General features: G+C 61.9%; 11 protein-coding genes and 1 other RNA gene. 4 read left to right on the plus strand and 8 right to left on the minus strand.

Translation table 11 applies throughout. The annotated features are described in order from the left end of the window. Positions 1–31: 31 nt before the first annotated feature. The 6 genes from HAD_RS00505 to ffs all read right to left on the minus strand — a co-directional run bounded on the left by HAD_RS00505 (position 32) and on the right by ffs (position 7,836). A complete protein-coding gene (locus HAD_RS00505) occupies positions 32–721 on the minus strand; it encodes a TerC family protein (RefSeq protein WP_035568634.1) in 690 nt (229 codons plus the stop codon). Between the two features lie 120 nt (positions 722–841). Beyond that, entirely contained in the window at positions 842–2,818 is a 1,977-nt protein-coding gene (locus tag HAD_RS00510; protein WP_035568636.1) for an alkyl/aryl-sulfatase, read from the minus strand. Positions 2,819–3,054: 236 nt separating this feature from the next. Next, entirely contained in the window at positions 3,055–4,131 is a 1,077-nt protein-coding gene (locus HAD_RS00515) for a lipid A deacylase LpxR family protein (RefSeq protein ID WP_084331711.1), read from the minus strand. Positions 4,132–4,148: 17 nt separating this feature from the next. After that, positions 4,149–5,000 carry a lipid A-modifier LpxR family protein gene (locus tag HAD_RS17660; protein ID WP_051595798.1) on the minus strand — a complete coding sequence of 284 codons (852 nt, stop codon included), beginning with the start codon at positions 4,998–5,000 and terminating at the stop codon, positions 4,149–4,151. A 407-nt stretch (positions 5,001–5,407) separates the two neighbouring features. Beyond that, entirely contained in the window at positions 5,408–7,276 is a 1,869-nt protein-coding gene (locus HAD_RS00525; RefSeq protein WP_035568638.1) for a ribonucleoside-diphosphate reductase subunit alpha, read from the minus strand. 462 nt (positions 7,277–7,738) lie between these two features. Continuing rightward, an RNA gene (ffs, locus tag HAD_RS18295) (signal recognition particle sRNA small type) lies at positions 7,739–7,836 on the minus strand. Between the two features lie 166 nt (positions 7,837–8,002). Here ffs and HAD_RS00530 point away from each other — a divergent pair. The 3 genes from HAD_RS00530 (at position 8,003) to HAD_RS00540 (ending at position 12,593) form a co-directional block, all read left to right on the plus strand. Continuing rightward, the gene (locus tag HAD_RS00530) at positions 8,003–10,078 is read left to right on the plus strand and encodes a S9 family peptidase (RefSeq protein WP_035568640.1); all 2,076 of its coding nucleotides are present in this window, start codon (positions 8,003–8,005) and stop codon (positions 10,076–10,078) included. A 72-nt stretch (positions 10,079–10,150) separates the two neighbouring features. Next, the gene (locus HAD_RS17665) at positions 10,151–12,199 is read left to right on the plus strand and encodes a tetratricopeptide repeat protein (protein ID WP_051595799.1); all 2,049 of its coding nucleotides are present in this window, start codon (positions 10,151–10,153) and stop codon (positions 12,197–12,199) included. After that, positions 12,186–12,593, plus strand: a complete 408-nt coding sequence (locus HAD_RS00540; protein ID WP_035568643.1) for a globin — start codon at positions 12,186–12,188, stop codon at positions 12,591–12,593. Before HAD_RS17665 ends, HAD_RS00540 begins: the two co-directional genes overlap by 14 nt. A 47-nt stretch (positions 12,594–12,640) precedes the next feature. On the opposite strand, the gene HAD_RS00545 is transcribed toward HAD_RS00540, so the two are convergent. Together HAD_RS00545 and HAD_RS00550 are read right to left on the minus strand one after the other, a co-directional pair. Continuing rightward, a complete protein-coding gene (locus HAD_RS00545) occupies positions 12,641–12,826 on the minus strand; it encodes a hypothetical protein (RefSeq protein ID WP_035568644.1) in 186 nt (61 codons plus the stop codon). Positions 12,827–12,903: 77 nt separating this feature from the next. After that, positions 12,904–13,527, minus strand: coding sequence for a LysE family translocator (locus HAD_RS00550; protein WP_035571338.1), 624 nt, complete (start codon positions 13,525–13,527; stop codon positions 12,904–12,906). 75 nt (positions 13,528–13,602) lie between these two features. Between HAD_RS00550 and HAD_RS00555 the strand changes: the two genes are divergently transcribed. Further along, positions 13,603–14,055, plus strand: coding sequence for an Lrp/AsnC family transcriptional regulator (locus HAD_RS00555; RefSeq protein ID WP_035568646.1), 453 nt, complete (start codon positions 13,603–13,605; stop codon positions 14,053–14,055). Positions 14,056–14,063 lie beyond the last annotated feature (8 nt).

Raw genomic sequence — 14,063 nt, forward strand, 5'->3', positions numbered from 1 at the left:
TCTCTCTACGCGCCATGCCTCACCTGCCTGGCTAGCGGCAGGCTGATGGTGTGTCGAGGCCGAGGAGCGGCAAGCCGTCGGCACACAATTCGTGGCCGCCTTCCCAGATCATGTGCAGCGCCACATAGAGAATGATGGCGAGGCCTGCAAAGGCGATCCAGCGATGACGGGTCAGCACTTTGGCGATGAAGGTGGATGCAATGCCCATCAGAAGGATCGACAGCGCAAGGCCAAAGACCAGCACGACCGGGTGTTCCCGCGCCGCGCCCGCGACACCGAGCACATTGTCGATCGACATGGACACATCCGCGATGATGATCTGCGTCACGGCCTGACGCAGCGTCTTGCCGGACTTCTGCCCTGCGACTGTACCGTCGGCGTTCAGGTCTGCGCCCGCCAGCGCCTCTTCGGCATTGTGTTGCGCCTCTTCCCGAAGTTCCCGCCACATCTTCCACGCGACCCAGAGCAGCAACACACCGCCTGCAAACAGGAGACCGATGATCAGCAGCAGTTCCGCCGCAACGAGGGCGAACGCGATGCGCAGGACGGTGGCGAAGATAATCCCGATCAGGATGGCCTTGGCACGTTGCTGCTTTTCCAGCCCCGCCGCCGCGAGGCCAATGACAACGGCATTGTCGCCCGCCAGCACAAGATCGATCGCCACAACGGCGAAGAAAGCCTGCAGGAGTTCCGGAGAAATCAAGGAAAAGTCGAAGACCATCTCGGCCAGTGCCTTTTACGAGCCCGGCCAGAATGACGGGGAACGGCCCCTCAATATGGGATAAGCCGTTCCGGCCCGCAATGAGACGTCATCAGTCCCATTACAGGCCGGCGGTATGTCTTATGGTTCGACGACGTTGAACCAGAAGGGCGGGGTTTCCAGCGCGCTGAACCAGGCGAGCAGCGCACTCGGGTCACCCTCCACTTTCGCTTCCCCTGCCTTGGCAATGTCCTGGAAGCTCCGTGTCTGGAGAATCAGGTCATTGAAGGCAGCCCGGGAAATCGTCAGCGTTGCCGCCGGCGATCCGGACGCAGAGCCCGGACGCGGGAAGGCCGTGCGGGTGCCAACGTCCAGCATGAGTGTCTCTTCCGTATCCGGGAAAACGAAGTTCAGCGTGAACGGATCGCGCGTCAGCTTCTCAGGCGCGTAGCGCACGGCCAGCGCATTGAACAGTTCCACCGTCGGCACGCCCTTCAGGAAGTCGAGATTGCCGAGGCGGATCGCCTGATCGAGAGGCAGGCCGCGGCGCAGCTCGGCCGCGCCGGTCAGGTAATAGTCACGCCAGGCGCCGGACTCGGCCTGAAAGCCCATCTGTTCGTAGGTGGAAGCCAGCCAGTCACGGGCAAGCTTGTTTTCCGGATTGGTGAAAACAACCGCGTTGAACACTTCTGCGGCCCAGCGATAGTCGCCTTCGTTGAAAGCGTCCTCACCTGCGACCAGGGCCGCGTCTTCCCCGCCGGCCAGTGCCACCATGCGCTTCGAACGCTCTCCCATCGGCCAGGCATTGTAGGTGGCAGGCACGCCATCCCACCAGCCGAAATAGTACTGGTAGACCGCCTTGGCGTTGTGGTTCAGCGTGCCGTAATAGCCGCGCGTATCGAAATGGGTTTCCTGAACGTCCGGTTCCGGAATGTCCTCCGCGACTTCAAACTGGGTCTGCCCTTGGTTCGCCCGGCGTACCGTCTGGTCGTGGGTATAGCGGTAGACGTCGCGCTGTCCGCGCAGATAGTCCTGCACATTCTCCGTGCCGAAGGTCGGCCAGTGGTGCGAGGCGAAGGACAGGTCGGACTTGTCCGCATAATTGACCAGCACATAATCCAGCACGCGGCTCCATTCGAGGAAGTCCCGCACCTTCGCACCGCGCAGGGTGAGGCCGTTGTGGAACGTCGCCGTGGCGACCTCAGCCGTGCAGAGGGCGCGGAAGTCCGGCAGGTAGAACATGAATTCTGCGGGCGCTTCTGTGCCGGCCGCATCGATGAATTCGAATTTGACGCCATCGATCGTGCGCTGCGTGCCGCGGCCGGAAATCTCTTCCGTCGGCGGAATGAAACCGGCTGTACCCCGCGACAGGGCCGGCCCCAGACCGGTGCCAACCTGCCCGGCGGCATCGTTCGGGAGTGTGCCACCGAACATGAGGATCGCCCGGCGCGACATGTAGTTGCCGGCAAGCAGGTTTTCCGCGATGGCGTTTTCGGTGAATCCGATCGGGGCGAGCACCGGCACGCCATTGGCGATGTCATCTTCTGAAATGACGCCCCGGGCACCGGCGAAATGGTCGGCATGGGAATGGGTGTAGATGACGCCGCTGACCGGGCGCTCGCCCAGCGTGTCATTGACCAGCTTGAGGGCGGCCGCTGCGGTTTCCTTGCTGGTCAGCGGGTCGACGATGATCCAGCCGGTCTCCCCCCGGATGACGGACATGACCGCCAAGTCGTAGCCACGCACCTGGTAGAGCCCGTCCTTGACCTCGAACAGGCCATGCTTTGCGAGCAGCTGCTGCTGGCGCCACAGCGACGGGTTCACCGTGGCCGGTGCCGCGCCTGTGATGAAATCCTGCGCATGAACGGCCCAGACGACCTTGCCGGTCTCGTCGACAATGTCTTCCTGAATCTGGGCGAGCAGGCCGTGATCGGCATCTTCGAAGTCACCGGGCTGGTCCAGCGGGAGGCGCTCTGCCAACGCCGTATTCGCTGCTTTGGTGGCGTCGGTGGCGACACCGGCAGGCGGGGCTGCATCGGCTTTCGGGGTTTCCGCTGCCTGTTCGGAACAGGCGGCAAGGCTGATCAGCGCAGCAAGTGCGAGCGCGGCATGTCTCATGGGGTTCCTCCCGGATTTTATCCCTGCAGTCTGCGCCGGGCCTGTTGGACAGGCAAGGAATCTCAGCGATCCGGCCCCGCAGTCATAGAACCGGTATGTATAGTATACCCCAATGAATGCCTAGTATTTACTGGCACCCATCGCGCCAAATGACGCATCTCCATACTATCGGTATGTATAAATGCGCCGGTCTGCCCTGTGCCGGAAACCAACGCAATCCCTGGTGCCGCGCGGCCCTAGTGGGCGACCGAAATCGAAACCGCCCCGAATCGCTGGGGGCCATCCTGATAAGCGAACTGTTCCGTCCGGTTCACCCAGGTGAAGGCGACCTGCACATCACGATAGTGAACCACAACGCCCGCCTGTAGGTCGCCCACCAGCGCGCGGCGGTCTTCAATCCGCGCCGAGTCGCGCCACAGATTGCCATCCAGGAACATGTCCCGCGCGACGGCGCGCCCATCGACACCGACAAAGGCATATCCGCCCCACGGATTTTCATTGGTACCGGGAATGAACTCCCCTGCTCCGGCCAGTGCCGGGCGGATACGCGGCGGGCCGAAACCGGAATCGAGATCCCATCCGATCCGCGCCGTCAGGCCTGTGTTGGCATAGGTGCGGACGTTGCCGAGGGCGAAACCGGCATGGCCGCCAAAATCCGCCTCCAGCCCAAGCAGCAGGTCGACCTTGTTCAGCCGTTGCAGACGCTGGGCGATGATCTCCACACCTGGTTCATCTTTCAACTGGTGGTCCCAGCCCTGAGCCCCCGGAATACCCAGCATCTTGTGCCAGTTGTTCTGGACGAACTCCCCTCCCGCGGACGGGCCGACAATGCCGAGATTGACCTGCAGCGTATCCTGCACGCCCTTCTCGATGTCGGTGGCAATGACTGTCGAGGAAAAGGAGAGCCAGCCGGCATAGGGCCGGTCCTGCGGATTCGGATTTGTCAGGGTAATGTCTTCCGGCGTGAAGATGGCGTGCGACAAGCCGAAACCCTGCCGCAAATCGGTCCGTTCCACCTCAAGCCAGGGCAGACGGGCCGCGACCCATTTCAGGCCGGGATGCACCTTGTCGGCGGCTGACACATGTTCGAGACGCACGCCATTGGAATAGTTCCGGTCTGTGCCGGAGCCAAACATGTCGTTTTCCGACGTGAGCGACCAGACACCGGGTTTTCTCGGCGCGACCGGACCGGTTGGCGCCTGATCGTCCGCAGACGCCGGAGGGGCCAGCCCGCAAGCCGCGCCAATGAAAAGGGCCGCTGCTATCCGCGCGGCCCCTGTCCCAGTCCATGTTCCAAATCGGGTCAGTTTCATGCCCCGAGCGATAGCACCTAACGGCGCATCGTGAAACTAACTCCTGCGAAATCTTCATTCTCGCTGAAGCCACCATTCCGGTCGCGATACTTCACTTCGCGGCGGATATAGGACAGCGATAGCTGGCCGCCGCCGCGCTGGATCGAGACCCCCGCCTGAAGGTCACCGACGGTCACCTGATCCGTCAGGGACATATTGTTCAATTGCGGAGTAAACCCGTTCCGGTCTGCATCCCAGACCAGGGCCTCGCCATCGGCACCGGCGAACAGGTACCAGCCCTGAGGCTGGCCATTCGAATCCAGTAGATCGAAGTCCTGACCGATACGGACCTCACCACCGAAGCGCTGGGTCAGAACCTCGCCATCTTCGCGCACCGCGATACGCGGGGCGACCCCGACATCGAACTTGAGACCGGTCATCTCTTTCGGAGCCGAGAACGCGACTTCAGCAGCGATATCTTTCTCGACCTTGGCCAGGGCCGGATTCAGCGCCTTCGCCGCAGACCGTTCAGCGGTCACGGCCGTCAGGGCGCCGGAACCGGACCAGCCCAGTTCAGGTTTGTCCAGCGACGGTGCGGCAAGCGAGCCTGACGAAAAGTCAGCAGGCGTGCCGGCAAATGCAACGGTCGCGATCTCGCTGCCAAGGCCAAGCGGCGTGCCGGTGAACCGGCTCGGCAGACCATCGACGACATGAACGGAAATCGCGGCGCGGTCGGTCGCAATCGGCGACGCATCTGATTGGGTGTCGGGTGCGGCCATCATCATGCCGACCGTGGGCGGCACAGCCGGTTCGATCCGCACCTGATCGTGCGGAGAGACGGCCACGCATCCCTGGCAGGCCATCGTCAATACTGCACTGGAAATTGCCATTACCATTCGACCCACACCTCTCATGGCTGCTTCCCCCGGATAAAACCGTTAACGGGAATTAGGCCATCGTTCATTTAATGTAGCATGAAGGACACGGGCGCCTCAAACCACTTTCCACTCAAAAAAGATTAATTCCGATTACTCCAACGCTTTTCTGTAGAGTCTGTTCCAGACTCCGGTTTTTTTGAGGTATTTTCGCGCAAATCTTGCGCCAAATGGTCAAATTCCAGAATTAACCTATTGAAAAATTTAGAATAAGCGCACGCAATCCAAACGCGTGAACGAAATGTAATGCGCCATCCTGACGCGAAATCGTGCATGTCCGCCCGCTTTTGACACACGCAAACGGCGAGAACCTTATCCCGGTTCCCGCCGCACGCGATCAATATACAACTTCCAGATGACGCCTACTGGCAGGCGAGACACTCGTCATAATCGGTGTTCGGTGTCTCCATCTGCCCGGCTTCCGCCTTTTCGGAGCCCGCGAAGGCGGCCCGCTGGACCGACTTCGAGCGGCAGTAATAGAGTGACTTGAGCCCCTTCTCCCAGGCCGTCCAATGCAGCATGTGCAGGTCCCATTTGGCGATGTCACCCGGCAGGAACAGGTTCAGCGACTGCGACTGGCAGATGTAGGGCGTACGGTCGGCCGCCAGTTCCACAATCCAGCGCTGGTCAAGTTCGAAGGCCGTCTTGAACACGTCGCGCTCATGCTCGTCGAGGGCTTCCAGATGCTGGACCGAGCCTTCATGTTCCAGGATCGATGCCCAGGTTTCCGGCGTATTCAGGCCCTTGCTTTCCAGCAGGGTTTCAAGCTGCGGGTTCTTCACCGTGAAGGAGCCCGACAGGGTCTTGTGGGTGTAGACGTTGGCCGGGATCGGCTCGATGCCGGCCGAGGTGCCGCCACAGATGATCGAGATCGACGCGGTCGGCGCAACGGCCATCTTGTGGCTGAAACGCGCCATCATGCCGGCGTCGCGTGCGTCTTCGCAGGGCCCGCGCTCTTTCGCGAGCTTCACCGATGCCGCATCGGCGCCCTTGCGCACGTCCTTGAAGATCTTCTCGTTCCAGACCTTCGCCATGGCGCTTTCCATGGAGACATTCATTTTCTGAAGGAAGGAGTGGAAGCCCATCACGCCGAGGCCAACGGACCGTTCGCGCTTGGCGGAATAGACCGCACGCTCCATTTCGGACGGCGCGCGCTCGATGAAGTCTTCCAGAACATTGTCGAGGAAGCGGAAAATGTCTTCCAGGAAGTTCTCGTCCTTGGACCATTCCAGATACTTCTCGGCATTCACCGAAGAGAGGCAGCAAACGGCCGTCCGGTCTTCCCCGCGGTGATCGACACCGGTCGGCAGGGTGATTTCCGAGCAGAGGTTCGACTGCGTGACCTTGAGGCCCAGCTTGCGCTGGTGCGCCGGCATGGAATTGTTCACCGTGTCGGTGAACAGCAGGTAGGGCTCGCCGGTCTGCATGCGCAGCTCGAGGATCTTCTGCCACAGCTTGCGGGCATTGACCTTCTTCAGAACTTCGTTGGTCTTCGGCGAGATCAGGCCGAACTCTTCATCATTGCGGACGGCTTCCATGAAGGCGTCGGTGATGTTGAGACCGTGGTGCAGGTTCAGGGACTTGCGGTTGAAGTCGCCCGACGCCTTGCGGATTTCCAGGAACTCTTCGATTTCCGGGTGGTGGATGTCGAGATAGCAGGCAGCCGAGCCGCGGCGCAGGGAACCCTGCGAGATCGCCAGCGTCAGCGAGTCCATCACGCGGATGAACGGGATGATGCCGGAGGTCTGTCCGTTCTGGCCGACTTTCTCACCGATGGAGCGGACATTGCCCCAATAGGTGCCGATGCCGCCGCCATTGGACGCGAGCCAGACATTCTCTGTCCAGGTGCCGACGATGTCGTCGAGCGAGTCGCCAACCTGGTTGAGGAAGCAGGAGATCGGCAGGCCACGGTCCGCGCCACCATTCGACAGAACAGGCGTCGCCGGCATGAACCAGAGTTTCGACATATAGTCATAAAGGCGCTGGGCGTGGGCCTGATCGTCGGCGAAGGCTTTGGAGACCCGTGCGAACATGTCCTGATAGGACTCGCCTGGCAGCAGATAGCGGTCTTCCAGCGTTTTCTTGCCGAATTCGGTGATGTTGGCATCGCGGCTGGAATCGGTGACGACCTCAATCGTCGAGACCACCCGCAACTGCGCATCTGCACCCGACTTCGGCTTTCCCTTGCGGGTCGCGTTTTCAGTCACAGCGTTGGCGTTGGTTGCAGACATGCGGCAGCCCTCCGGATCTATTGAAAATATAGGAACTTCAGCCCCAAGCGCCAACATGTGGCGCTCTCCGTCGTTCCTGACACTACATATAGTGTCCGAAGGTTAACACTCGGTCAACGTGGTTTGTCCGCAAACCTTCACATTCGCCGTGGAAATCTGGTTAACAAAGTCTAACCGGAAGCCTGAAAACTCAAGTGCCACGGGCCTTCTGGCCTGTGGAAATCACAGGTGAAAGCAGACCGTCGGACCGGGTGGCCGCCGAAAAATCGGGCATGCCCTGTTCAGCGGAAAAGCGGGAAAACCGGCCTGCTCACTATCCCTAGTAGGTGCCTGCTGGCGAACACACGCAGAAAACGATTCCTGAACACGCCGATTCCCTGATGAGGCGAGCCGGATGAGTCGCCCTGCCCCGCGGCAGGCGGGTCGGAAAGCCATGTTCATTTATTGGATATGGAGAAGGAAGAAGGAGACAGGCGAGCGACCCGGGCGGAAAACTCGTTGGGGCTGCTCCGTTCCCGGCCTGACCCGGTTGGCGAGCGGCCCGTCCGCCACCTGCCTCCCGGGGGCTATATGCGCAGAGGCCGCCCCGGACGCAAGAGCCAGAGTGAGTCCATGCCATGCGCATACCGGACCAGGCCGGACGATAACGGACCATCAAATGCTGTTCTCCGCATCAGCCACATGCTAGCCATGACCTTTCTTGTTTAAAAATGGGAGGGTTTCTCAATGAGACAGAAACTGCTTGCGATGGCCGCGGTGGCCGCATTGCTGAGTGCAACGCCGGCTTTGGCGAAGGATGACGACGCCCCATCGAAACGCTTCACCGCCGAGCGCGTCTTCGACATGGAATACGCAACCGACCCGCAGGTCTCCCCGGATGGAAAGACCGTGGTCTATGTGCGCCATTCCATGGACAAGATGACCGACCGCGACACGGGGCACCTCTGGTCCATCGACCTTGAGAGCGGCGCGCACCGTCCCCTGGTGACCGATGTCGCCGCCGCCCGCCCGCGCTGGTCGCCGGATGGTTCGCGCATCATCTATATGTCGTCGAACGGCGAAGGCCCGGAGATGCGCCTTCTCTATCTCGACAGCGGCCGCAGCTTCTCGCTGGCCCAGTTCACCGAGGAGGGCCCGAGCCAGGCCGTCTGGTCGCCGGACGGCAAACAGGTCGCCTTCTCCATGTTCGTGAAGGGCGAGACACCGAGCTTCGCCAAGCCCCTCTCCCCGCCCGAAGGCGCCAAGTGGAATGAGGGCGTGAAGGTGATCAACGACCTCACCTTCCGGTTCGACGGTGCTGGCTATCTCAAGGATGGGGCCGAGCAGGTGTTCGTGCTGACCGTCGATGGCGGCACCCCGCGCCAGGTGACCTTTGAAGAGGCCGATCTCGGCGGGCCGCAATGGCTCGACAATGACACGCTGCTGGTCACCGGCAATCTGGCCGAAGACCGGGACATGGACCCGGTCGAGAGCGAAATCTATACGGTTGAACTCGCCGACAATTCGATCAGCCCCCTGACCAGCCGCGATGGGCCGGACATCGGCCCGGTCGTCTCGCCGGACGGCAAGACCATCGCCTTCCGCGGCTATGACGATCACCTGAAGGCCTATGAGCAGGCCAATCTCTACCTGATGGATGCCGATGGCGGAAATGTGCGGGAACTCGCCGCGGACTTCCCGCTGGAATTCGGCAGCATCGCCTGGGCCCCGAACGGCAAGAGCCTGCTGGCCCTGTGCGAAGACCATGGCGTGCTGAGCGTCTATAATGTCGACCTCAACGGCAAGGTCAGCGAAGTCGTCACCAATGTCGGCGGCGCGTCCATTGGGCGCCCCTATGCCGATGGCAGCTTCTCCGTCAGCGAAGGCCGCCGGCCGGTGATCGCCTACACGGCCGGTTTCTCCGACCGCCCGGCCGAGGTCGCCACGATCGGTGCCAATGGCAAGGACAACAAGGTGCTGACCGAACTCAACGCCGATGTCCTCCCCTTCCTCGATATGGCAACCGTGGAGGAACTCCACGTCGCCTCCAGCGCCGATGGCCGCGAGATCGAGGCCTGGGTCGCCCTGCCGCCGGACTTCAAACCCGATGGCAGCTTCCCGATGATCCTGGAAATCCATGGCGGGCCATATGCGATGTACTCGCCCTTCTTCGGCAGCGAGATCCAGCGCTATGCCGCCGAAGGCTATGTCACCGTGTGGAGCAATCCGCGCGGCTCGACCGGCTATGGGGAAGAGTTCGCCCAGCTGATCGACCTCGCCTATCCCGGCAATGACTATGACGACCTGATGAGCGTCGTCGATGACCTGGTCGCGAAGGATTATGTCGATGAGGATCGCCTGTTCATCACCGGCGGGTCCGGCGGCGGCATCCTGACAGCCTGGACCGTGACCAAGACCGACCGCTTCGCCGCGGCCGCCTCCATCAAGCCGGTGATCAACTGGATGACGATGGCATTGGCCGGCGACATCTCCCAGTTCGTGCGCCGCCACTGGATCCGCGCCGACCCATGGTCTGATCCGGAAGCCTTCCTGAAATTCTCGCCGATCCGCTATGTCGACAAGGTGACAACACCGACCATGATCATGGTCGGTGAGGAAGACTACCGCACGCCGGCCTGGGAAGCCGAACAGTTCTACACTGCGCTGAAAATGAATGGTGTGGACACGGTCTATGTCCGCGTGCCGGGCTCGCCGCACTATATCGCCTCGCGCCCCTCCCGCCTGATCGCCAAGACCGACAACATCATGGGCTGGTTCGCGAAATATGATCCGGCGAAGAAAAAGGATGCGGCGGAGGAGTAGGCCGCATTCAAGCGAGGGTTGCCATAAGGCTGGCACCCTCGCATTCTCTCCCCGGATGGAGGGACGTCCGGAATGAAGACCGTTTCCGCAGTGACGCTCAGCGGTCTGGTAACCGTAGCAGCCGGTGTGCTGACCTACATGGCCAGTGAAGACGCGGGCATCAGTATAGGCGTCTCAACCGGAATCGGCATTGTCAGTTTCGGGCTAACTCTCTTCTCAACCCTGACACAACCCCGGGTCCAGTCTGAAGATGACGCTGTCGCCGCACAGGGCAAGATACTGCAAGACGGCATTGAGGCCCAGCGCGCGACACGGGCTGAAGGAGCCGTCATTCGAGAAACTGTGCGGGAAGACGGTGAAGCCACCCGCAGCCTGATCCGCCAAGAGCTGGCCAAAATCGGTCAGGACAGCGGCCTCACCCCTAATCAGACCCGCGCGATCCTCGCCAGCTTCGGACACGAAAATGTTCCGGAGGAGATGTGGGAGACAAAGCTCCGGGAAAGTGCGGAACGGCTCGCTGAACTGGAAGCGCGCCTAAAAACGCTGACCAATGACGAACCCGAGATCGCCAATCTCCTGCGGCGTGCGGGCGACGCGATTGACGCGGCGGATTTCGAGACGGCAGATGCCTTGCTGGCAGAGGCAGAACAGCGCGATGTGGAGGCAGGCGAAATGCGGCTCACCCGCGCCGCGCGAAGCCGGGAACAGCGGGGGGACCTTGCCCGCTCATCCGGCAAATATGTCGAAGCCGCGGAACATTATGCGAAAGCCGCCAGCAGGGTTCAAAGTCTCGATCCGCTGGACTGGGCGCGCCTGAAACACAATCAGGGCCGCGTGCTTTGCGAACGTGGCCAGTTCGATCCGGAACCGCAGCTTCTCCTGCAATCGGTTGCCGCCTATCGCGAAGCACTAAAGGAGCGCACACGCGAGCGCGTCCCGCTGGACTGGGCCACGACCCAGAACAATCTCGGCAGTGCGCTATGGACCCTCGGCGAGCGCGGCGATGACGACGCCCTCGGTGAGGCCATCACTGCCTTTCGTGACGCCCTCAAGGAGCGCACACGCGAGCGCGTCCCACTGGACTGGGCCATGACTCAAAACAATCTCGGCGCCGCGCTCTTTACCCTCGGCAAGCGCGGCGACGACGACGCCCTTCGTGACGCCATCGCCGCCTATCGCGAAGCTCTCAAGGAACGCACACGCGAGCGCGTCCCGCTGGACTGGGCCGCGACCCAGAACAATCTCGGCAATGCGCTCCTGGCTTTCGGCAAGCGCGGCGATGACGTCGCCCTCCATGACGCCATCGTCGCCTATCGCGAAGCTCTCAAGGAACGCACACGCGAGCGCGTCCCGCTGGACTGGGCCGCGACCCAGAACAATCTCGGCAATGCGCTCCTGGCTTTCGGCAAGCGCGGCGATGACGTCGCCCTCCATGACGCCATCGTCGCCTATCGCGAAGCTCTCAAGGAACGCACACGCGAGCGCGTCCCGCTGGACTGGGCCGCGACCCAGAACAATCTCGGCAATGCGCTCCTGGCTTTCGGCAAGCGCGGCGATGACGTCGCCCTCCATGACGCCATCGTCGCCTATCGCGAAGCTCTCAAGGAACGCACACGCGAGCGCGTCCCGCTGGACTGGGCCGCGACCCAGAACAATCTCGGCAATGCGCTCCAAGCCCTTGACGCGCGCGGCGATGACGACGCCCTTCGTGACGCCATCGCTGCCTATCGCGAAGCCCTCAAGGAGGGCACACGCGAGCGCGTCCCGCTGGACTGGGCCACGACCCAGAACAATCTCGGCAATGCGCTCACGACTCTCGGCGAGCGCGGCGATGACGACGCCCTCGGTGAGGCCATCACTGCCTTTCGCGACGCCTTCAAGGAGCACACACGCGAGCGCGTCCCGCTGGACTGGGCCGCGACCCAGAACAATCTCGGCAATGCGCTCTGGACCCTCGGCGCGCGCGGCGATGAAGACGCCCTAGAACAGGCCAAAGAAGCGTACATGCTAGCACTGGAAGAGTGGACAGCTGAAAGGGCTCCCTACTACCATGAGATCGCTTCACAAAGCCTCGCCCGGGCCGAAGCACTGCTGGAGGAGCGGAAGAATGGCACAGACTGATCTCCTCACAGACAGCCTCACCCTGCTCTCTGAGCGGGCCGGGGACGTGACGGGCCTCGTCTATGCACGGCTCTTCGCGGCCTATCCGGAGCTGGAAGACCTGTTCCTGATGGATACGGATGGCGGGGTGCGCGGCTCGATGCTGTCTCAGGCGTTCGAGTGCCTGATGGACCTCGCCGAAGGGCCCGGCACGATGGCGGAGACGGTGATCCGGTCGGAACGCGTCAATCACGACACGTATGACGTACCGGCCGGCATGTTCGAGGTGTTCTTCGACATCATCCGGGATGTGACGAAAGAAGTGGCGGGCAGTGACTGGTCGCCGTTGATGGAGGCTGCGTGGGCATCAGTCCTTGCCGATGCGTCGCGCCTCTCCCAGCCCCTGCCCGCCTGAAGCGCCAGCGGCCCTGCCTTTGACCGCGGCGCCCCATCCGGAAAGTTCTAATCGTTGGCGGGCGACTCATCGCGCCGGCGCGTCTTGCCGACGCCGATCACCATGCCGAGGCCAAACAGCGTAAACGCGCCGACGGCAATCCAGCTCGGTTCGATCCCGAGCAGGAAGGCCCCATAGGCGAGCCCCGCGATAAAGATCACGAAGCCGATCAGATACAGAGAAAAAGACGACAAGACTTGCGCTCCCGGTTTTTTGTTATTCCAGGAACAAACGCCTCACATGCCGTCCGGTTCCGCCCGGACTGATGCGGTCAGTGCACGGCAAGGTCGCCTGATGTCAGGATCGGCCACAGGGTGGCGACCAGCAACAGCGACGCCGTGACGTTGAAGACGCGCAGACGCAAAGGGCTGTGCAGGAACCGCCGCACCTGCGTGCCCATGACTGCCCAGGTCGAGGTGCTCAGCAGGCTGATCCCGGCAAACACGCCTGCCATGATCGCCAGGCTGATGAAGGGATGCCCGGGCAGCGTGTAGGCGCTGATCGCCGTCAGGGCCATGGCCCAGGCCTTCGGATTGACCCATTGGAACGCCGCCGCCTGCAGGAAGCTGAAGGGCTTGCCGGCGGAGGCATCCAAAGCCGAATCCGGCGGCGGCGCAGCATTGGCGATCTTCCAGGCAAGGTAGAGAAGATAGGCCGCGCTCACCCCTTTCAGGGCGACGAGCGCCACAGGAAACAAATCGAAGACCCTCGCCAGTCCAAGGCCGACCAGCACGATCATCAGCGTGAAGCCGACGGTCACGCCGGCCATGTGCGGCAAGGTCCGCTTCAGGCCGAAATTCGTGCCGGATGCCATCAGCATCAGATTGTTCGGCCCCGGCGTGATGGAGGCGATGAAGGCGAAAACGAAAAGTGCGAGGAGGAGTTCAAACGGCATCATCCCGCAACTTTATGCGAGCATTGGCGCAATGTGCTTGCATATTCACCTGCCCGGAGACTAATTTCACAATCCATGACCAATATCGACGCCATCAACCGAAACATATTGCACGAACTTCAGGCAAATGGCCGGATCAGCAATCTGGAGCTGGCCGAGAAAGTCGGCCTGTCGCCATCGGCCTGCCTGCGCCGCGTGCAGGAACTGGAACGCAGCGGCGTTATCCAGGGGTACCGGGCCGTGGTCGACCGGACGGCAACCGGCGGCGGCTTCCTGGCCTATGTCACGGTCGGCCTGTCCCGGCATACTAAGACGGATCAGGCGGCCTTCGAGAAAGCCATGCACAAAGCCCCGGAAGTCCGCGAGTGCCACAATGTGACGGGCACGGTCGAATACCTGTTACGTGTCGAGGTCGCCGACCTCGCCGCCTACAAGCATTTCCATACGGAAGTGCTGGGCACAGTCCCGCAGGTCAGCGCCATCACGTCCTATATCGTGATGGGCTCCCCCAAGGACCAACGCGCCTGACGTCAGGA

Source organism: Hyphomonas adhaerens MHS-3 (assembly GCF_000685235.1).
GTDB classification, from domain to species: Bacteria; Pseudomonadota; Alphaproteobacteria; order Caulobacterales; family Hyphomonadaceae; genus Hyphomonas; species Hyphomonas adhaerens.